The sequence below is a fragment of the Bordetella hinzii LMG 13501 genome, from assembly GCF_001548475.1.
GTDB lineage: Bacteria > Pseudomonadota > Gammaproteobacteria > Burkholderiales > Burkholderiaceae_B > Bordetella > Bordetella hinzii.
In genome coordinates, this window is sequence record NZ_LRUJ01000033.1 from 36,083 (window position 1) to 55,762 (window position 19,680).

At 69.4% G+C, this 19,680-nt stretch carries 15 protein-coding genes; 6 read left to right on the forward strand and 9 right to left on the reverse strand.

Annotated elements, in window-relative coordinates; all coding sequences use genetic code 11:
• The first annotated feature begins 88 nt into the window (after positions 1–88).
• A complete protein-coding gene (locus AXA74_RS18505) occupies positions 89–556 on the forward strand; it encodes a MarR family winged helix-turn-helix transcriptional regulator (RefSeq protein WP_029581452.1) in 468 nt (155 codons plus the stop codon).
• A gap of 236 nt (positions 557–792) precedes the next feature.
• Here AXA74_RS18505 and AXA74_RS18510 read toward each other — a convergent pair whose 3' ends face one another.
• The gene (locus AXA74_RS18510) at positions 793–2,109 is read right to left on the reverse strand and encodes a sensor histidine kinase (protein WP_032979091.1); all 1,317 of its coding nucleotides are present in this window, start codon (positions 2,107–2,109) and stop codon (positions 793–795) included.
• Positions 2,106–2,765, reverse strand: a complete 660-nt coding sequence (locus AXA74_RS18515; protein ID WP_029581454.1) for a response regulator — start codon at positions 2,763–2,765, stop codon at positions 2,106–2,108. Before AXA74_RS18515 ends, AXA74_RS18510 begins: the two co-directional genes overlap by 4 nt.
• Before the next feature lie 247 nt (positions 2,766–3,012).
• Here AXA74_RS18515 and AXA74_RS18520 point away from each other — a divergent pair, with 247 nt between their 5' ends.
• Genes AXA74_RS18520 through AXA74_RS18540 form a run of 5 tightly spaced genes read left to right on the forward strand, consistent with a single transcriptional unit; the run spans position 3,013 to position 9,218 of the window.
• Entirely contained in the window at positions 3,013–4,560 is a 1,548-nt protein-coding gene (locus AXA74_RS18520; RefSeq protein ID WP_029581455.1) for a cbb3-type cytochrome c oxidase subunit I, read from the forward strand.
• Positions 4,557–5,198: a cbb3-type cytochrome c oxidase subunit II gene (locus AXA74_RS18525; RefSeq protein ID WP_029581456.1), complete on the forward strand. Its 642-nt coding sequence runs from the start codon at positions 4,557–4,559 to the stop codon at positions 5,196–5,198. The genes AXA74_RS18520 and AXA74_RS18525 overlap by 4 nt, the downstream gene beginning before the upstream one ends.
• The gene (locus AXA74_RS18530; RefSeq protein ID WP_029581457.1) at positions 5,195–5,953 is read left to right on the forward strand and encodes a c-type cytochrome; all 759 of its coding nucleotides are present in this window, start codon (positions 5,195–5,197) and stop codon (positions 5,951–5,953) included. The genes AXA74_RS18525 and AXA74_RS18530 overlap by 4 nt, the downstream gene beginning before the upstream one ends.
• Before the next feature lie 17 nt (positions 5,954–5,970).
• Positions 5,971–7,041 carry a c-type cytochrome gene (locus tag AXA74_RS18535; RefSeq protein ID WP_032979093.1) on the forward strand — a complete coding sequence of 357 codons (1,071 nt, stop codon included), beginning with the start codon at positions 5,971–5,973 and terminating at the stop codon, positions 7,039–7,041.
• An 8-nt stretch (positions 7,042–7,049) separates the two neighbouring features.
• On the forward strand, positions 7,050–9,218 hold the full coding sequence (locus tag AXA74_RS18540) for a heavy metal translocating P-type ATPase (protein ID WP_032979094.1): 2,169 nt from the start codon (positions 7,050–7,052) through the stop codon (positions 9,216–9,218).
• Positions 9,219–9,229: 11 nt separating this feature from the next.
• Here the strand turns inward: AXA74_RS18540 and AXA74_RS18545 are convergent, their stop codons facing one another.
• The 7 genes from AXA74_RS18545 to AXA74_RS24405 form a co-directional block, all read right to left on the reverse strand.
• Positions 9,230–10,519, reverse strand: a complete 1,290-nt coding sequence (locus AXA74_RS18545) for an O-acetylhomoserine aminocarboxypropyltransferase/cysteine synthase family protein (protein WP_029581460.1) — start codon at positions 10,517–10,519, stop codon at positions 9,230–9,232.
• A gap of 114 nt (positions 10,520–10,633) precedes the next feature.
• A complete protein-coding gene (locus AXA74_RS18550; RefSeq protein ID WP_029581461.1) occupies positions 10,634–11,293 on the reverse strand; it encodes a helix-turn-helix transcriptional regulator in 660 nt (219 codons plus the stop codon).
• A gap of 15 nt (positions 11,294–11,308) precedes the next feature.
• On the reverse strand, positions 11,309–12,712 hold the full coding sequence (locus tag AXA74_RS18555; protein ID WP_029581462.1) for an efflux transporter outer membrane subunit: 1,404 nt from the start codon (positions 12,710–12,712) through the stop codon (positions 11,309–11,311).
• A gap of 12 nt (positions 12,713–12,724) precedes the next feature.
• Positions 12,725–15,820 (reverse strand): MexW/MexI family multidrug efflux RND transporter permease subunit, encoded by a 3,096-nt coding sequence (locus AXA74_RS18560; protein WP_029581463.1) that lies wholly within the window; start codon positions 15,818–15,820, stop codon positions 12,725–12,727.
• 1 nt (position 15,821) lies between these two features.
• Positions 15,822–16,925, reverse strand: a complete 1,104-nt coding sequence (locus AXA74_RS18565; protein WP_029581464.1) for an efflux RND transporter periplasmic adaptor subunit — start codon at positions 16,923–16,925, stop codon at positions 15,822–15,824.
• Positions 16,926–17,078: 153 nt separating this feature from the next.
• Positions 17,079–18,731 carry a ShlB/FhaC/HecB family hemolysin secretion/activation protein gene (locus AXA74_RS18570; protein WP_029581465.1) on the reverse strand — a complete coding sequence of 551 codons (1,653 nt, stop codon included), beginning with the start codon at positions 18,729–18,731 and terminating at the stop codon, positions 17,079–17,081.
• 71 nt (positions 18,732–18,802) lie between these two features.
• Positions 18,803–19,680 (reverse strand): YDG domain-containing protein (locus AXA74_RS24405; RefSeq protein WP_248845116.1); only part of this gene is annotated, 878 nt, incomplete at its 5' end.

Consider the following 19,680-nt stretch of genomic DNA (forward strand, 5'->3'; position numbering starts at 1 on the left):
CCGCCTCCGAAACCCGTGTAATAGTTCTGCTGGTATGGGAATGCTATAAGACTTTAGTTGCTATAGCAACAGTTGCAAGTGAGAAAATATGCCAAGAAAAATCACGGTCGAAGACCTCATCACCTTCAAGACCTCGGTGCTGGCCCAGCTGCTGTCGCGCGTCGTGGACGCCTCGGTCAGCCGGGACCTGGGCCTGACCAGCCGTCAATGGCGCACGCTGATCAGCCTATACCGCCTGGGGCCGTCCACCCCCTCGGATGTGGTCAGGTTTTCCCATCTGGACAAAAGCCAGATCAGCCGGGCGGTCTTCGAGGTCGAACAGCTGGGCCTGCTCACCCAGGCCGTCGATCCGGCCGACCGGCGCCGCAGCATCGTTTCGCTCACCCCGGCCGGCGCGGCCATGGTGGAGCGCGGCCTGCACGGCACGCAATCGCGCCAGAAAACCCTGGAAAACAGCCTCTCGGCCGAAGACCGCGTGGCGCTGCACCGCATCCTGGACACGCTCACCGCCCAGGCCCGCGCCATGCTCGCCGATGTCCGCGCCGACAAGGACTAGCGCCGGCCGCCGCGCCGCGGCGGCCCATTGCGGGAAGGCACGGCCATGAAGCCATCGGGGCGGGCCAGCGGACCATTCAATGGGATTCATCGGAGACACCCGCGAGGGAAGCTGGCGCTGTTGTAGCCGGCGGCGCGTCAAATTTTCCTGAAATTCCGCGGCGGCTGCGCGTGCCTGCCCATGGCGCGGGCGCGCCACCTCTGCTGCCGTGGCGCCTCCAACAACCGGCGGAACATTCAGCCCGCCCGCGGCAGCGCCAGCCGGCACTCCAGTCCGCCGCCCGCCGCATTGACCAACTCCAGCCGGCCATCGAAGCGCCGGGCGATGGCCGCCACGATGGCCAGCCCGAGGCCGCTGCCCTCGACCTGCCGGCCGCCGCGCCAGAACGGTTCCTGCGCCATCTCCAGGGCTTCGGCCGGCAGGCCTGGCCCATGGTCGCGCACGCGCACATCGACCGTGGCGCCGCTCACGGCGGCCGCGATGCGCACCGGCCGGTCGGCGGGCGAATACTTCAGGGCGTTGTCCACCAGGTTGCGCAAGGCGCTGGCCAGCAGCGGGGCCGGCATGCCGACATGGACGGGCGCCCGGGGCAGGTCCAGCTCCAGGCGCTGCGGCGCCAAGCCCTCGAGCGCCTGCCGGGCCGCGGCGGCCAGCTCGGCGCGTTCGGCCGGAGCGGGCGCGTTCTCCACGCGCGCCAGGCTGAGCAGTTGGTCGATGAGGCGGCGCAGCCGGTTGGCGCCCTGCAGGGCGCTGCCCAGCGAGGCGCGGCGCGGGTCTTCGGGCGGGGTCAGGCGGTCCAGCACCTGGAGGTGGGTGGTCACCACCGTCAAGGGCGTGCGCATCTCGTGCGCGGCGTTGTCGGCGAAGCGCCGCTCGCGCAGCAAGGCCTCGCGCATGCGCCGCAACAGGCCGGAGATGGTCTGCGTAAAAGGCCGCAGCTCGCGCGGCACCGGCGTGCGCGGCAGGTCGATCCGCTCCAGCGGCACGTCGGCGGTCAAGGCGCGGCGCAGGCGCTCCAGCGGCGCCAGCCCCCGGCCGATGCCCAGCCACAGCAGCAGCGACCCGGCCAGCAGGCAGACGCCGAAAGGCAGGATGGCGGCCAGGGCCACTTCGCGGCGCAGGCCGTCGCGCAGATCCATGCGGTCGGCCGTGGCGATGCGCAGCTCGCCCTGCTCCAGCACATAGGTGCGCCAGCGCACGCCCTTTTGCTCCAGATAACCGAAACCGTTGCCGGCGGCACGCAGCCTGGGGCTGCCGGGCGTGCGCGCGACTGTGCGCGCGAGCACTTCGGCGCGCCATTCGCTGACCTCGCAGGCCACGCCATCGCGGGCCAGCACGTCCAGCGGCGCCGCCTCGCCCTGGGCCGGGCTGGCCTCGGGCAAGGGCAGCTGCGACAGCAGGCGGCCCACCATGCCGGCCGAGGCCGCCAGGCGCGAATCCAGCGCGCTGTCCATCTGCGAGCTGGCGCGCTCATAGAGCCAGAGTGTCATGCCGCCGCCCAGCAGCAGCCAGGACAGGCCCAGGAGCAAGAGCAGCCGGCCGCGCAGGCTCATGGTTCGCCCAGGCGGTAGCCCAGGCCGCGCACGGTCTGGATGATGCCGGCGCCGAGCTTGCGGCGCAGTTTGTGGATATGGACGTTGAGCGCATTGCTCTCGACGTTGTCGGCATAGCCATAGAGCCCGTCGCGCAGCTGCTCGGCGGTGAGGATGCTCTGCGGACGCTGCAGCAGCACGCGCAGCAGGCCCAGCTCGCGCCGCGCCAGGACGACCTCCTGGCCATCGCGCAGCACCCGGCCGGTGGACAGGCAGACCTCCAGCGGCCCGTGGCGGATGCAATCGCGGCTGTAGCCGGCGGCGCGCCGGATGACGGCATGCAGGCGCGCGCCCAGTTCATCCAGGTCGAAGGGCTTGAGCACGTAATCGTCGGCCCCGGCCTGCAGGGCGCGCACGCGGTGGGCCGTGGCCTCGCGGGCGCTGACCACCAGCACCGGCAGCGCATGCTGGCGCGCCCGCCACCGGGCCAGCAGCGTCATGCCATCGTGGTCGGGCAGGCCCAGGTCCAGCAAGCAGGCGTCGAAACACGAGGTCATCAAGGCGGCGTCCGCCTGCTCGGCCGACCCCACGGCGTCCACGACGAAATCCTGCAGGCCCAGCCCCGCCTGTATGCCTTGTGCGACCAGCACATCGTCTTCCACCAACAGGATGCGCATCTCTGCCCTTCGTACTAAATTATTTTTAATAATAAACATATTTCTTGTGGATATTAACGCACCGGGCCGACCTGACCTTGGCCTACCCGCCCGCCATGCGCGGCGCTGTTAATCCCGCCTTAATTCTCCCTGGCTATCTTTGCCTCGCCCCGACAACCATCCCAGACATCCGGGGCGGAGGGAATATGCGCCTGTCACCTTTGTCCGTCCCGGCCGGGACGAAGACCGCCCCGCGCCCGGAGCAGCCATGAACACCACGCTCGGCCTGCTCCTGGCGCTCAGTTTCGTTGTGTCGCTCGCCGCGCTCGGCGTGCTGATCTGGGCCATCGCCAACCGGCAGATCGGCGCCGGCAAGACCGAGGCGTCCAGCATCTTCCTGGCGGGCGAATCCGGCCATCTCGACGACCCCTCCTCCGGCGCCGGCGCGCACCGCTTCGACGCCCAGCGCGCCGGCGTGGACCGGCCCGGACGCCAGGTGGTGCAGGCGCTGACCCTGGTCGCCACGGGCTTTCTGATCGTGGGCTCGCTGTTTGGCATGATGGCTTCGCTGAAGCTGCACATGCCGGACTGGCTGGCCGGCCTGCCCTTCACCACCTTCGGCCGCTCACGCACCATCCACCTCAACCTCGTGGCCTACGGCTGGCTCTCGGTGGCCGGCTTCGCGGTAGCGCTGTGGATCTTGCCGCGCATGTTCCATACCCCGCTGCGCCGCCCCGGCATGGCCATGGCGGGCGGCGCCATCTGGACGCTGGGCGTGGCCGCCGGGGCCATCGCCATTGGCGCGGGATGGAGCGACGGCCTGGAATGGCTGGAGATTCCCTGGCAGATCGACATCGTGCTGGCCCTGGGCGGGTTGTTCCTGGCCTGGCCGGCGCTGGCCACGGCGCGCCGGCGCGAGGTGCATCACATCTACGTGACGGGCTGGTACTACCTGGCCGGCATGGCCTGGTTTCCCATTCTCTTCTTCATCGCCAACCTCCCCGGCCTGCACCTGGGCGTGCAGCAGGCGACGATGAACTGGTGGTTCGCGCACAACGTGCTCGGCCTCTGGCTCACGCCGCTGGGGGTGGGCACGGCCTACTACCTCATCCCCAAGATCATCGGCAAACCCATCTACTCCTACAGCGTGTCGCTCCTGGGGTTCTGGGGCCTGGCGCTGTTCTACAGCCAGGTCGGCATCCACCATCTGATCGGCGGGCCGGTGCCGACCTGGGTGGTGACGCTGTCGGTGGTGCATAGCGTGATGATGTTCGTGCCCGTGATCGCCGTTGCGGTCAACCAGCACGTCACCGTGGCGCAGAACCTCTGGGCTTTCAAGCAATCGATGGCGCTGCGCTTTGTATGGACCGGGGCGCTGATGTATACGGCCGCCTCCTTCCAGGGTTCGCTCGAGGCCGTGCGGGCGGTCAACTCGGTCACCCACTTCACGCACTACACCGTGGGCCACGCCCACCTGGGCGCCTATGCCTTCGTATCGGTCGTGCTGTTCGGCGCTTTCTACTACATGCTGCCGCACCTGACCGGCAAGCGCTGGCCCTGGCCGCGCCTGATCGCCGCGCATTACTGGCTGACGGTCGCGGGTTTCGCCATCTACTTCCTGTCGCTGTCGGTCGGCGGCTGGCTGCAGGGCATCGCCTTGCTCGATGCCACGACGAGCTTCGCCGACATCACGCGCGATATCCGCCCCTACCTGGAAGGCCGCTCCCTGGGCGGCGGGCTGATGACGCTGGGCCACCTGCTCTTCGGCGCCCAGGTCATCGCCCTGTTCTGTTCCAAGCGACAAGGTGCCGCATGAATCGAGTGACCTCCCTCCTGGTCGGCGCCGTCGCCGTCCTCGCCTTCGCGACCGTGTTCCTGGTGATCCTGCCGGCCTGGCAGGTGCGCCAGGCCGCCGCGCCCGCGGGCCTGCAGAACTACACCGTGGAGCAGCTGCGCGGCCGCGCGCAATACATCGCCAACGGCTGTGTCTACTGCCACAGCCAGCAGCCGCGCGCCACCGGCCAGACGCTGTCCGACCTGGCCCGCGGCTGGGGACGCGCCTCCACGCCCGGCGACTACGCCCATGACGCGCCGCATCTGCTGGGCACCATGCGCACCGGCCCGGACCTGCTGAACGTGGGCGCGCGGCTGCCCAGCCGCGATTGGCACCTGACGCATCTCTACCAGCCCAGGGCCATCTTCGACTGGAGCATCATGCCTTCCTATCCTTATCTGTTCGAGAAGAAGGCCCGGCCCGAGGCCGGCGATGTGGTCGTCAAGCTGCCGCCGGCGCTGCGTCCGGCCGACGGCGGCGTGATCGTGGCGCGCCAGGAAGCGCTGGATCTGGCGGCCTACCTGCTCAGCCTGGACCGCAGCTATGCCGTCAGCGACAAGGAAGCCGCCATGCGGGACCAGGGCTATGACCCCCGCGCCGTGAAAAAGGAACAGCCATGAAGACCGCCCGGCGCGTCGAGGACATCGACCCCGCCTTCGATCCCTGGGAACAATCCCGGCCCATTCCGCTCTTCGTGCTGGCGATCTTCATCGCCCTGGCCATCTGGGGCGCCCTGAGTTATCTGGACGATCTGGCCCCGGCGCGCAGCGGCGAGCCCGGCGGCCTGACGGCGGACGCGCCGACCCCGGTGCAGGCCGACGCCGGCGCCCCGCTGCTGGTCAGCCGCGGCAATGCGTCCCTGTGGAGCTGCGCTTCCTGCCATGGCGCGCGCGGCGAAGGCGCGGCGCAGACGCCCCGGCTGGCGGGGCTGCCGGCCGAGTACCTGGCCAAGCAGCTGCGCGACTTCGCCGCCGGCGCGCGCGCCAATGAATCCATGCGCTATATCGCGCGCCAATTGAGCGATGCGGATATCGAGACCGTGGCGCGCTATTACGCCGGCCTGCCGCCCCTGCCCGGCGCGGCCATGGCGCTGGGCGCCTCGCAGGCGCGCGGTGAAATGCTCAACCGCCATGGCGATTGGAAACGCGACATCCCCGCCTGCGCCACCTGCCATGGGCAGAACGGCGAAGGCGTGGGCAGCGAGTTCCCGCGCCTGGCCGGCCAGCAGGCCGAATACCTGCTCAGCCAGCTGGCCGCCTGGAAGGGCGGACAGCGGCGCAACTCGCCGCAGTCCTTGATGGACGACATCGCCGCGCGCATGAGCGACGACGACATGCGGGCGGCCGCCCAATACTTCGGCTCGCTACGCCCCTGACTCCCCGGAGATCCGCCATGAAGACTTCCTCCCGGCCGGGCAGCCGCCTGGCCCGCGCCAGCCTCCTGGGCCTGCTGCTGTTCGCCGCCGGCTACGGCGTGTATGAAAGCGGCCTGATCGCCGATGGCTATCGTCTGTTCGGCGGCCACGCCGGCCAGGCCGACAGCCCGCCGCCCTACTCGCGCGCCCAGATGGAGGCCGACCGCAAAGCCTATGCCAAGAGCGCATCGGCCGCGCCGCCGCGCATGCCGGTCGGCAGCGACGGCTACTACCTGCCGCCGCCCGAGGACGCGCTGCCCAAGGGCCCGCATGGCGAGGCCGTCAAGCGCGGACGCGATATCTTTACGCAGACCGGCGCCTATGTGAAAGACCACGTCGGCAATGCCATGGCCTGCGCCAACTGCCACCTGGATGCCGGCCGCCGCGAGAACTCGGCGCCCATGTGGGCCGCCTACGGCGCGTATCCGGCCTACCGCGCCAAGACGGGCAGCATCAGCACGCTGGAGGACCGCATCCAGGGCTGTTTCATGTACTCGATGAACGCCCAGCACTCGCCTTCGGGCCACGCGCCCGAGGCCGGCAGCGATGTCTACCGCGACCTCATCACTTATATGGCCTGGCTGGCCGACGGCGCGCCGGCTGGAGAAAAACTGCGCGGCGCCCTCTATCCCAAGATCGCCAAGCCCAAGGAAGGCTACGACCTGGGACGCGGCCTGGCGGTCTACCAGCAGAACTGCGCGCTATGCCATGGCGAACAGGGCCAGGGCACGCGCGATGCGCAAGGCCAGATGAAGTTCCCCCCGCTATGGGGCGCGGAGTCGTACAACTGGGGCGCCGGCATGGCGCGCATCGACACCGCCGCCGGCTTCATCAAGGCCAATATGCCCATGGGCAAGCCCTACTCCCTGAGCGACCAGCAGGCCTGGGACGTCGCGGCCTTCATCAACAGCCACGAACGGCCCAAGGATCCGCGCCAGACCGGGACGGTCGAGGCCGCCGCGCGCGATTTCCACGCCGGCGAAGAGAGCTATTACGGCAAGATGCTCAAGGGCCACCTGCTGGGCACTGGCGTCGTGGCCTCGCGCTAGGGCCGGGCATGATGGACATGGAGCCGGCGCGCCGGGCCGGACGCATGGTGTTCGCGGTCGAGGGGCTATGGTGCGCGAGCTGCGCCATGGCCTTGCAGCGCGCCCTGGCCCGGCTGCCGGGCATCACCTCGGCCTCGGTGAACTTCACCTCCGGCTCGGCCCTGCTCACCTGGGCGCCCGAAACGGTGGATTTCGAACAAGTCTTCGAGCGCGCCCGCAAGCTGGGCTATGGCCTGGCGCCCCTGCAGGCCGCCGATGCGCAGGCGCTGCCGCTCCAGGCCCGCCGCATCCGCCTGCAGCTGGTCGTGGCCGTGGTCTTCGGCATGTGGAGCATGCTGGGCTCCTGGGTGCTGTACCTGGACGAGGGGCGCCTGGAGCCGTCGGCCGCGCTCGCCATCGCCTGGGCGGCGTTCCTGGCCGGGCTGCCGGTGGTGGGCTATGCCGGCCTGGACTTCTATCGCGCCGCCTGGCGCACGCTGCGCGCCGGCCTGGCCGGCATGGACGCCCTCATCACGCTGGGCGTGGCCGGCTCGCTGCTGGTCTCGCTATGGGAGCTGGCCCATGGGCAGACGCGCATCTATATCGACGCGGCCACCATGCTCATCGGTTTTCTGCTGGCCGGCCGGCTGATCGAGGTCCATGCCCGCCAGGAAAGCCGGCTCGCCGCCGATGCGCTCGGCCAGCTGGCGCCCGAGACCGCCAACCGGCTCGAACAGGGCCAGCCCATACCGCGCCGGCTGGCCGAGCTCGCCGCCGGCGACACGGTCCTGGTGCGCGCCAATGAGCGCGTGCCGGTCGATGGCATCGTCCTGCGGGGCGAATCCGCGCTGGACCGCTCGCTGCTGACCGGCGAGTCCCTGCCCGCGCCCGTGGGCGAAGGCCAGGCCGTGCTGGCGGGATCGGTCAATCTGCAAGGCGCGCTGACATTGCGCGTGACGGCCGCCGCCGGCCAGCGCCGCATCGATTTCCTGGGCCTGCGCATGCTGGAGCTTTTCGGCGCGCGCAGCTCGCTGTCCGAAACGGCCGAACGCTTTGTGCGCTTCTTGCTGCCGGCCGTGCTGCTGGTCGCCCTGGCCGCCTTCGGCCGCTATCTTTGGGCCGGCCAGGCCGTCGACATGGCGTTGATCCAGGCCCTGGGCATCCTGGTGGCGGCCTGCCCTTGCGCGGTCGGGCTGGCCACGCCGCTGGCCTATACCCTGGCCTGCCGCAAGGCGGCCGCCAGCGACATCCTGTTCCGCGATCCGGCCAGCGTGGAGGCGCTGGCGCGGGCACGGATCTATGCCTTTGACAAGACCGGCACGCTGACCTTGGGCGAGTTGGCGCTCACCGGTATCCGGACCGCCGCCGGCTGGAGCGAGGCCCAGGTGCTGGGCCTGGCCCGGGAAGCGGAATCCGTGGTCAGCCATCCCATCGCCAACGCCCTGCGGCGGATCGCGCAAGAACGGCAGCTGCCGGACACCGCCGGCGCCACCGCGCATCGCGCGCATGCGCGCGGCGTCTCCATGCGGGCCGCCGATGGCGCGCTGATACAGGCCGGCGCCCATGATTGGCTGGCCGGCGCCGCCTCGCTGCCGCCGGACACGGCGGGCAGCATGCACCTTGTCCGCAACGGTGTCTGGATAGGCAGCCTGCACTTCCAGGACAGGCCGCGGCCCGAGGCGCGGGCCACGCTGGCCGCGCTGGCCGCGCAAGGCCGCCGGCGCTGGCTGCTGACCGGCGACAGCGCCGCGGCCACCGGCCAGCTGCTGGCGGCCCTGGAGACGGATTTCGACCTGGTGCGCTGCGCGCTGACGCCCGAAGACAAGGCCGATTGCCTACGCGGGACCTCGGCGGTGTTCGTCGGCGACGGCGCCAACGACGGCCTGGTGCTGGCCAGCGCCGCCTGCGGCGTGGCGATTCCGGGCGCCAGCAGCGTGGCGGTCGCCGCCGCCGGCGTGGTCATCACGCGCGGCGGAATCGGACGGCTGCTGCAGGCGCGGGCCATCGCGTGCCGCATGCTGGGCATCGCGCGCCAGAACCTGCTGTTTTCCATGGCCTACAACGTGGCGGTGGTGGCCGTCTTCTTCGGCACCGGCGCCACGCCCTTCGCGGCGGCGCTGGCCATGCTGGCGAGCAGCCTTTCGGTATTCGCCAACACCGCCCGCATCGGGCTGCCGGCGCGCGCGGCAAGCGCCTAGGCGCCTGCCGCTCAGGCCTTGGCCAGCGCCTGGTCCAGGTCCGCGATCAGGTCGTCGATATGCTCGATGCCGATGGACAGGCGCACCGTTTCTTCGCGCACGCCGGCCCGCGCCAGTTCCTCGGGATTGAGCTGGCGGTGCGTGGTGGAAGCCGGATGCGTGGCCAGCGACTTGGCGTCGCCGATATTGACCAGGCGGGTGAAGAGCTGCAGGGCATCCTGGAAGCGCGCGCCGGCCTCGCGGCCGCCCTTCACGCCGAAGGTGAACAGGCCGGGCGCCTTGCCGCCCAGGTATTTCTGCGCCAGGGCGTGGTCGGGATGGTCCGGCAGCCCCGCATAGTTGACCCATTCGACCTTGGGATGCTCGCGCAGGAAGCGGGCCGCCTTGACGGCGTTCTCGACGATGCGGTCCACGCGCAACGCCAGCGTTTCGATGCCCTGCAGGATCTGGAAGGCATTGAAGGGCGAGATGGCCGCGCCGGTATTGCGCAGCGGCACCACGCGCGCGCGCCCGATATAGGCGGCCGCGCCGAAGGCCTCGGTGTAGACCACGCCGTGGTAGCTGACGTCCGGCTCGTTCAGGCGCTTGAAGCGGGCCTTGTGCTCGGCCCAGGGGAATTTGCCCGAATCGATGATGGCGCCGCCCAGGCTGGTGCCGTGACCGCCCAGGTACTTGGTGAGCGACTGCACGACGATGTCGGCGCCATGTTCGATCGGGCGCAGCAGATAGGGCGAGGGCACGGTGTTGTCGACGATGAGCGGCAGGCCGTGGCGATGCGCCAGCTCGGCCAGGGCCGCGATATCGGTGATATTGCCCAGCGGGTTGCCGACCGACTCGGCGAAGATGGCCTTGGTGCGCTCGTCGATCTGGCGCTCGAAACTGGCCAAGTCGCGCGGATCGGCGAAGCGCGTGCTGATGCCATACTGCGGCAGCGTATGCGCGAAGAGATTGTAGGTGCCGCCGTACAGCGTGCTGGACGACACGATGTTGTCGCCCGCCTCGGCGATGGTCAGCACGGCATAGGTCACCGCCGACTGGCCGGAAGCCAGCGCCAGCGCGGCGACACCGCCCTCCAGGGCCGCCACGCGCTGCTCCAGCACATCGGTGGTGGGGTTCATGATGCGGGTGTAGATATTGCCCGGCACCTTCAGGTCGAACAGGTCGGCGCCATGCTGCGTGTCGTCGAACGCATAGGCCACGGTCTGGTAGATGGGCACCGCGACCGCGCGCGTGGTCGGGTCGGGCCGGTAGCCGCCATGCACGGCTATGGTTTCCAGACGCCATTGTGGGCTCTTGCTCATGACTTTCTCCTCGTTGTGTTTATCGCCGACCGGTGCCAGGCATGGCCGCGATTGTAGGCTGGATGGGAGAAAGCGCCAGGCGCGGGCCCGGCATATCGATATACGCCCGGCGTCTCAGGCCGGCAGCACCCGGTAGGCGCAGCGGCGCGCCCCGGCCAGGATGTGCTCTTCGCGCTCCACCCTGGCCTGGTCGCCGAGCACGTCGCGGAACAGCTCCAGCTCGCTGCGGCAAAAGCCCATGCAGGCCTTGGCCGCCGAACAGATGGGGCAATGGTTTTCCAGGAAGAGAAAGCCTTCGCCCTCGGGCTGGACCTCGGCCATATAGCCTTCGGCGCTGCGCAACTCGGCCAGCCTGCGCAGGCGTCCGTGCAGGTCGGCCGCGCCGGCCATGGCCTTGCGATAGGCGCTGCGCATGGCGTCCTCGCGCGCGCTGATGAGCTTGTCTATGCCTTCTTCGCCGAAGACCAGGCGCACGGCGTGCAGCATCTGCACCGTCATTTCGGCATGCGTATCCGGGAACCGCGCATTGCCGGCCGCCGACAGGCGCCAGATCTGCGTGGGCCGGCCCCGGCCGGCGCTCTGTGTCTCGGACTCGACCAGCCCTTCCTCGTGCAGCCGCGCCACCTGCAGGCGCACGGCCTCGGCCGTGAGCGACAGCACACGGGCGATGGTGGCCACCGACTGCGGCCCGCGCGTCTTGAGCGTCATCAGGACGCGGTCGGCGGGCTGATGCGGCTGCGACCAATAGGGAATGGGATGGTTGGCGTCTAGCATGGCTATCCGGCGATCTTAACCCATGCCCGGCTCCCAGCCGCCGCCCAGCGCTTTGTAGAGCGCCGCCAGGCTGGTGTAGGAAGCCATCTCCGCCTCGGCCACCGCATCCTGCGCGCGCAGCAGGGTGCGCTGCGCATCCAGCACCGCGAGATACGGGGCGGCGCCCTCCTGATAGCGCAAGGTGGCCAGCGCCAGGGCGCGCGCGCTCTGGCCGGCCGCCTCGGCCAGGCTGCGCAGCCGGCGCTGGGTCTGCCCGTATTGGGTCAGCGCCGACTCCAGCTCCTCGATGGCGCGCAGCACGGTCTGCTCGTATTGCGCCGAGCTGCCTTCGAAACGCGCCTGCGCGGCGCGCTGGCGCGCCAGCGCCGTGGGCAGGTGCAAGGCCGGCCAGCTGATGCCGGCGCGCGTGCTGAAGGCGCGACTGGCGCCCGTGCCGAAGTCCGCGCCCCGCAAGGCCGCGAAGCCCAGGAAGCCGCCCAGGTCGATACGCGGATAGCGTTCGGCGGCCGCCACGCCCACCTCTGCATTGGCCGCGGCCAGCGCGCGTTCGGCGGCGCGCACATCGGGCCGGCGCGCCAGCAGGCGCGCCGGGTCGCCGATGGGCAGGCGCGTGGCCAGGGGCGCCAGGGACGGCGCCGGCTCCAGCTCGCCCAGTTCGGCCGGCCGCAGGCCAGCCAGCACGGCCAGGCGGTAAGCCGCCAAGCGGCGCGCCGTTTCCTGCACCGGCAGGCTAGCCTCGACCGTGGCCAGCTCGGCGCGGGCGCTGGCCACGTCGCTTTCGTTGCCGCGGCCGCTGTCGGCCAGCGCCTGCACGATGCGCAGGGTGTCGCGCTGGCTGGCCAGGCTGTCCCGCGCCACGCGCAGGCGCTGCTCGGCGCCGCGCATCTCGAAATAGTTGCGCGCCACCTCGGCGGCCACGACCACGCGGATCTGCGCCAAGTCGGCCTCGCTGGCCTGGCTGGCGGCCGCCGCGCTTTCGGCGGCCCGGCGCAGGCGGCCGAAAAGATCGATCTCCCAGACAGCGTCGAACCCCGCCTGGTAGCTGCGCGCCAGGTTGCGCTGGCCCGCCGGCCCGGCATTGAGCTGCGACAGGCTGCGGGCATAGTCGCCCTGGGCCGTGACCGCCGGCCAGCGGTCCAGTTCGCGCTCATCCAGTACGGCCCGGGCCTCGGCCAGGCGCGCCTGCGCCAGGCGGATGTCCTGGTTGCGCGCCAGGGCCAGGGCGACCAGGCGGTCCAGTTGCGGATCCTGCAATTGCTTCCACCAGTCGCGCTGCACGCGCTCATGCGTGAACAAAGCCTGCTCGGGGCTGGCCAGCGCCACCGGCTCGGGCCGGGGCGCCTGGTAGTCCGGTCCCACGGCGCAACCCGCCAGCCACAGCAGCGGCGCCAGGCGGAAAACAGAGAACTTGTGATGCATGATTGCCTTTCCTCAAACGGCCGCCGGCCGGTCTTCTGCCTGGGCGGCGGCCAGTTCGCGCGCCCGCGGCGTGGCCGCCGCCTGGCGGTGGTCGCGCGCCAGGACGGTATAGACCGTGGGCAGGACGAACAGCGTGAACAAGGTGCCCACCAGCATGCCCACCACGATCACCAGGCCCAGGCTGTAGCGGCTGTGCGCGCCCGCGCCGGTGGCGGACAGCAAGGGGATGAGCCCCACCACCATGGCCGCCGTCGTCATCAGAATGGGGCGCAGGCGGACGCGGGCGGCCTGCTCCATGGCCGCGCGCCGGTCCAGCCCGTGACTGAGCTGCATCTCGTTGGCGAACTCCACCATGAGGATGCCGTGCTTGCTGATCAGGCCGATCAGGGTCACCAGCCCGATCTGGGTGTAGATGTTGATGGTGGCCGCGCCCAGCGCCAGCGGGATGAGGGCGCCGCAGATCGACATCGGCACGCTGATGAGGATGATGAGCGGGTCGCGCAGGCTTTCGTACTGCGCGGCCAGCACCAGATAAATGACGATGATGGCGAACACGAAGGTCACCATCAGCGCCGAGCCCTCGTGGGAATACTGGCGCGCATCCGACTGCCAGTCATAGCTGAAACCGGCCGGCAGCGAGGCGGCTTGGCGCGTGAGGAAAGCGACCGCGTCGCCCATGGTCACCCCCGGCATGGGAATGGCCTGGAAGGTGGCCGAGTTGCGCTGGTTGAATTGCGTAAGCGAATTGGGCTCGACGCCCATGCTGACGCTCACCAGGTTGGACAGCGGCACCATGCCGCCCGAGGCGCTGCGGACGTGATAGCCTGCCAGCGCCTGGGGCGTGAGCCGCTGCTGGCGCGCGCTTTGCGGGATCACATCGTAGGAGCGTCCGTCCATGCCAAAGCGGTTGACGTAGTTCTCGCCCACCAGCACGGCCAGGGTATCGCCGATGTCTTTCATCGTGACGCCCAGGCTGTTGGCCTTGGCCCGGTCCACGCGCACCTGCACCACGGGATTGTTGTAGTCCAGGTCGCTATCGACCACCATGAACAGGCCGCTTTGGCGCGCGGCCTGCTTGAGCCCCTCCATGGCCTCGAACACCACCGGATAATCGGCCGGGCTCATGATGACCATCTGCACCGGCAGGCCACCCGTGGACCCCGGCAGCGACGGCAGCTGGAAAGCGAACACATTGCTGCCCTCGATGTCGTTGGCCATGGCCTGGATCTGCCCCTGCAGCACGTCGGCCGAGCGCGAGCGCCGGCTCCACTCGACGAAATCCACCCCGCCTATGCTGTTGGAGACTCCATCCGAACCATTGATGAGCCAGCGCCCCTGCTGCTCGGGCAGGGTCTTCATGACGTCGTCCCATTGCTTGCCGAATGTCTCGACGTATTCGATATTGGCCTGCTGCGGCGATTTGATGGCCGTCAGCACGGTGGACTGGTCTTCCACGGGCGCCAGCTCGCTTTGCGCGGACTGGTATAAGAAAGGCAGGCTGGCCAGCACCGCCACGGCCAGCAGTCCCGTCACCCAGCGATGGTGCAGGGAGAGGTCCAGCAAACGTCCGTAGGCATCGCCCAGCTGGGTGAAGAAATGCTCGGCGCGGCGCGCCATCCAGCCTTCGGAAACCTTGCTGTCCAGCAAGAAGGAACTCATCACCGGCGACAGCGTCAGCGCGATCACGCCCGACACCACGACCGCGCCCGCCAGGGTGAAGGCGAACTCCTTGAACAGCGAACCGGTCAGCCCGCCCATCAGGCCGATCGGCGCATACACGGCCGCCAGCGTGATCGTCATGGCGATCACCGGCCCGGCCACCTCGCGCGCGCCCACCAAGGCCGCGCGCACCGGCGATTTGCCCTCCTCGATATGGCGATGCACGTTCTCGACCACGACGATGGCATCGTCGACCACCAGGCCGATGGCCAGCACCATGGCCAGCAGTGTCAGCAGGTTCACGCTGAAGCCGAACACAGCCATGATGGCCGCCGCGCCCAGCATGGACAACGGAATCGTCACCACCGGGATGAGCACCGCGCGCAGCGAGCCCAGGCACAGGAAGATCACCACCACCACGATGACAACGGCTTCGGCCAGGGTGTGCTTGACCTCGTCGATGGAGGCGCTGATAAAGCGCGCCAGCTCGAACGGCACTTGCACCGAGGTGCCCGGCGGCAGATTGCGCTTGATGTCGGGCAGGAGCCGGTTGAGCTCGCCCACGATGACCAGCGGGTTGCCCACCGGCGTGGCGTTCAGGCCGAAATACACGGCCGGCTCGCCGTCCATCAAGCCGCTGGAGTCCTTGTTGGCCGCGCCCAGCTCCACGGTGGCCACATCGCCCAGGCGCACAATGGCGCCGCCCTGGCGCTTGATCACGAGATCACGGAAATCGGCCACGCTGACCAGGTCGGTGTTGACCTTGATATTGGCCACCACGTACTGACCCTTGACCTGGCCGGGCGCGGCCTGCACGTTGTTATCGCGCAATGCCTGCGCCAGTTCGCCGGCCGAGACGCCGCGCGCGGCCAGCCGGTCGGGGTCTACCCAGACGCGCATGGCCAGCTTCTGCCCGCCATACAGATCCACGCTCGCCACGCCCGGGATGGAGGACAGCTGCGGCTGCACCACGCGCGACAGATAATCCGTCAGCGCCGGCACGCTCATGGTGGAGCTGGAGAAACCCACATAGGCCACGGCGGTGGCTTCGCCCGAGGACTTCTTCAGCACCGGGTCGTAGGCGTCGGGCGGCAGGCGGTACTTCACCTCGTTGATCTTGGCCATGACCTCGGTCATGGCCTTGTTGGAATCCGCGTTCAGCTGCATGCGCACGGTGATCACGCTGCGCCCCTGCGTGGAGGACGACGACAGATAGTCGATGCCCTCGACGGTGGCCACGGATTGCGCGATGGGCTGGGTCACGAAACCCTGCATCAGCTCCGGCGAGGCGCCGGGATACTCGGTGGTGATGGTGATGCTGGTGTTTTCGGTAAGGGGATATTGGCGCACGGGCAGGCCGCTCAGGGCGCGCAGGCCCATCAGCAGCACCAGCGTGCTGACCACCAGCGCCAGCACCGGCCGGCGCACGAACAGATCGGTGAATCTCACATCAGCCTCCGCTTGCCGCCGCGGCCTGCGCCAGCGTGTCCGATGCGGTCACTTCGACCGCCGCGCCGTTGTGCAGCCGGACCTGGCCGGAGACGACCACGCGGTCGCCCGGCGCCAGGCCCTCGCTGACCACGATGCGCCCGTCCCGCCGCTCGCCCGTCTTCACATAAGCCTGGCGCACCGTGGGCGCGGCGCCCCCGGCCGCCGCGGGCGCCAGCACATAGACCGAATCGCCATAGGCGCTATAGCTCACGGCGGTCTCGGGCACCATCAGCGCGCGCAGGCGCCCATCCAGCTGGACCCGGCCCTGGGCGTACATGCCGGCGGCCAGCGCGCCGTCGGCATTGGCCAGCGTGGCCTGCACCCGCACGCTGCGCGTGCCCGCGTCCACCTGGGGCTCTATGCTCGAGACCCGGCCCTCGAAACGCCGCGGACCATGGGCGTCGACGGCCACGGTCATGGACTGGCCCACCCGCAGCCCGGCCAGCGCCTGCTCGGGCAAATCGAGATTGGCATAGATGACGGCCGTGTCGGTCAGCGACACCAGGGGATCGCCGGCACGCACGAACTGTCCGAGATTCACGCGCCGCAGTCCCAGCACACCGTCGAATGGCGCGCGTATCCGTTTCTGTTCGATCAGCGCCTGCACGCGCCTGAGCTCGCCCTCGACCTGCTGCGCTTCGGCCTGCGCCTGGTCGAACTGCTCGCGGGTGGCCGCCTGCTGCGGCATCAGCCGGCGCGTGCGCTCCAGCACGGCGCGGGCGTTGCGCGCCTGCGCCTGCAGGCGCGCAAGCTCTCCCTGCTCGGGCGCGTCATTGAGCTGGGCCAGCACCTGGCCCGCCTTCACCGCCTGTCCGGCCTGGAACAGAATCTGCACCACCCGGCCATCCACCTCGGCCGGCACCATCACCTGCCGCGCCGCCTCCAGGCTGCCTATCCCGCCCAGCTCGCGCGGCAGGTCGACCTGCTCGGTGGCGGCCACGGCGACCTTGACCGGCGGCGCCGACCAGCCGGCCGCCCCGCCCTCGCCGGCCTTGCCCAGACGCCAGAAGACGCCCGCGGCCGCGATCGCCACCACGGCGATCAAAAGCCCCCTGCCTTTCATACTTACCCCGTTAATTATCCAAGTAAACACTTGGATAATTAAGCAAAGTCCTAGCCATGTCAAAAATAGGCTCAGGGATCGAAGGGGATTTCTGTTGCGGCAAGGTCAAATTGAGCGCGGCCGGGCCTCCCGGCAACGAACCGCGCGCAATGCTCAGAAAGCATATTGGGCCGTCAGCCAGAACATCGGCTTGCGGTCCTTGCTGTCCGATTGCGGCGCGCCGCCATCGGTACGCCAGGCCACCGTCGCCTCGGCGCGCCAGCCGCCCAGGTTCAGCCGCGCGCCCACGCCGGTGCCCGCGATCCGCCGGAAGTTCTCGCCCGCCATCCAGGGATGGGCATTGATCTGCACCCGGCCCGCGTCGTAGAACACAAAGGGCGAGACCGGACCGACGGCGTAGCGCACTTCCACCTGGGCCAGCCAGCCCCGGTCGCCATAGCCTTCGCCCACCGGATAAGCCCGCACGCCGGCCGGGCCGCCCAGGCCGAAGTCTTCCGAGGAATCGAGGTTGTCATCGGTCCACTGGCCGCTGAAGCGCCCATACAAGGTCCATTTCGGCGCCAGCGACTGCAGCCGCGCGATGTCCAGGTTCAGTTTGTTGTAGCGGCCATCGGACTTCGCGGTCAGCGCATCGGCCTCGGCCTGGCCGCCCTTGAGCTTGAGCGTGCCCGGCGTCCACGTCAGCGCTCCATAGGTCACGCCGCCGCCGCCCAGGCTGTCGCGCACGTCGAATTGCGCCGAGACGGGCACGCTATTGGTGAACTTGTCCAGCGTCAGCTCTGCCGCGCGGTACTCGTCGCGCAGCTGCTTGTGCAGGAAGTCCACCCCCAGCGTCAGATTGCGCGATTGTGAGCGCAACAACGGGTAGCTCAGCCCGGCGCTGGCCACCTTGGCCGTGCCATGCGCGTCCAGGTCGTTGAATTCCTTGCCCAGCTCATAGTTCGTGTAGCCATAGCCCACCCGTCCACGCAGGCCCGACGTCCCCAGCGGCAGGCTGTAGCCGACGTCGCCGAACGTCATGTTCTCGCTGGTCTGCTGCGCGCGCAGCGCGATCTGGTCGCCCAGCATGAAGGGACTGTTGATCGCCAGGCTTGCATTGGCGCGGAACTGGCCCGTGTAGCGGTTGCCCTGGTTGTCCAGGCCCACCGAGCCCGTCACCCGCTCGCCGCGCCGCACATCCACCGCCAGGTCTCCCGTGCCCAGCTCCTGGCCGGGACGCATGATCGGCGAGATGTTCACGCCCGGCAAGTCCGACAGCAGCAGGGCCGCCCGCTCCAAGGGCGCGCTCTCGATCACCTCGCCCGGTTTGAGCCCCGACAGATAGCCCTGCGCCCGCGTGTCGCCCTCGGCCGTCACTCGCCCATAGCGGCCCTCCAGCACCTGCATGCGCACAATGCCCTTGTCCAGCGACTGGGCCGGCAGGTAGACCCGCGCAAACGGGTAGCCCGCGTCGTGGTAGTAGCGCGTCAACTGGTTGGCCAGCCCTTGCAGACCCGCCAGATCGTATTCCCGGCCCTGGTAGCCGCCCAACCGCGCAAGCAATTGCGCCTGCGTGAACACCTGGTTGCCGCTCAGTTCGATGCCATCGACCCTGGCCTTCGCGCCCCCCGGCGCGACCGTGTCCGGGATCGGGCTGCTCATGTTGAGATCCGGGCTGGCCGCCGGCACCGGGGGCTCGGCCTGTTGCTGCTCCTGCAGAATACGCCCCGCGTTGGGCAGTTGTTGCGCCGCCGCCATGACGGGCAGCAGCGCGGCAAGCGCCGCCAACAGGGGACGCGGACGGAATTGCGATGAAACGAGCTTCATGATGTGTGCGATCAAGTGGACCGTGTTCATGGCCATCCATGAACACGGTCAAGACGGAAAGAGAATGAGGATCAGATACCGCCCAGGCCTTGCGGCAGGCGAATGCCGCCTTCGATGACCCATACGTGGCCCGCAGGCAATTGGCCGAGTCCCGCGCCGGACGGGGGCAAGCCTCCCTTCGTGGGCGCCGAGACAAGCAACGGGCCCGCGCCGGCAGGCAGCAGCGGCGGCGCGGTCATGACGATGGAGGGGCCGTCCTGTTGCTGGGCGGCGCTGATGGCGGCGTCGCGGCGCGTATCCAGCGGCACGCCGCTGATGGTCAACAGGCCATCGACCGGCGAGACCTGGTAGTTGCCGTTGGCCAGCGCGGCGGCGCTGATGCGGTAGTCGCCGAGGGTCTCGCCTGGCGCTCGCACGAGCGCGCCTTGCAGCGTGTCGCCCTCAACCAGGCTGCCCGCGGTCACCTTCCAGGTCAGCGCCGGATCGGCCGCGCCCGCGTTCTTGCGCTGGTTGTCCGCCGTCACCGTGATCGCCCGCCGGGCGATGTCGGCCACCGCCACGCTATTCGTGGACAGCGCATAGTTGTCGGCATCCGCGCCCGACAGGCGGCCCGACACATTGACGGTCTTGCCCAGGCCCGCGTTGCGATCGGCAAACTGGCCCTGCGTCAGGATGCCCACCTGGTCGCCCGCCAGCACCCCGGACAGGATGCCGCGGGTCGACGCCGACGTGTTGCCGTCATAGGTCTTGCCCGAGGCCGTGATGGCGCCCGTGATCGCCAGCTTGGCGATGTCGGCATAGGCCACGCTATTGGCGTTCAACTGATAGTTGCCCGCGTCCAGGCCGGTCAGCTGACCGGCGACATTGACCACCTTGCCGGCGCCGGCATTCTTGTCGGCAAACGCGCCCGAGCTGGCCATCGCCACGTTGTCGCCCGCCAGCACGCCGG

Excerpts from the sequence above, each read along its gene's own strand:
- AXA74_RS18505 (WP_029581452.1), top strand. The coding sequence starts at position 89 with ATGCCAAGAAAAATCACGGTCGAAGACCTCATCACCTTCAAGACCTCG.
- AXA74_RS18510 (WP_032979091.1), bottom strand. The coding sequence starts at position 2,109 with ATGAGCCTGCGCGGCCGGCTGCTCTTGCTCCTGGGCCTGTCCTGGCTG.
- AXA74_RS18515 (WP_029581454.1), bottom strand. The coding sequence starts at position 2,765 with ATGCGCATCCTGTTGGTGGAAGACGATGTGCTGGTCGCACAAGGCATA.
- AXA74_RS18520 (WP_029581455.1), top strand. The coding sequence starts at position 3,013 with ATGAACACCACGCTCGGCCTGCTCCTGGCGCTCAGTTTCGTTGTGTCG.
- AXA74_RS18525 (WP_029581456.1), top strand. The coding sequence starts at position 4,557 with ATGAATCGAGTGACCTCCCTCCTGGTCGGCGCCGTCGCCGTCCTCGCC.
- AXA74_RS18530 (WP_029581457.1), top strand. The coding sequence starts at position 5,195 with ATGAAGACCGCCCGGCGCGTCGAGGACATCGACCCCGCCTTCGATCCC.
- AXA74_RS18535 (WP_032979093.1), top strand. The coding sequence starts at position 5,971 with ATGAAGACTTCCTCCCGGCCGGGCAGCCGCCTGGCCCGCGCCAGCCTC.
- AXA74_RS18540 (WP_032979094.1), top strand. The coding sequence starts at position 7,050 with ATGATGGACATGGAGCCGGCGCGCCGGGCCGGACGCATGGTGTTCGCG.
- AXA74_RS18545 (WP_029581460.1), bottom strand. The coding sequence starts at position 10,519 with ATGAGCAAGAGCCCACAATGGCGTCTGGAAACCATAGCCGTGCATGGC.
- AXA74_RS18550 (WP_029581461.1), bottom strand. The coding sequence starts at position 11,293 with ATGCTAGACGCCAACCATCCCATTCCCTATTGGTCGCAGCCGCATCAG.
- AXA74_RS18555 (WP_029581462.1), bottom strand. The coding sequence starts at position 12,712 with ATGCATCACAAGTTCTCTGTTTTCCGCCTGGCGCCGCTGCTGTGGCTG.
- AXA74_RS18565 (WP_029581464.1), bottom strand. The coding sequence starts at position 16,925 with ATGAAAGGCAGGGGGCTTTTGATCGCCGTGGTGGCGATCGCGGCCGCG.
- AXA74_RS18570 (WP_029581465.1), bottom strand. The coding sequence starts at position 18,731 with ATGAAGCTCGTTTCATCGCAATTCCGTCCGCGTCCCCTGTTGGCGGCG.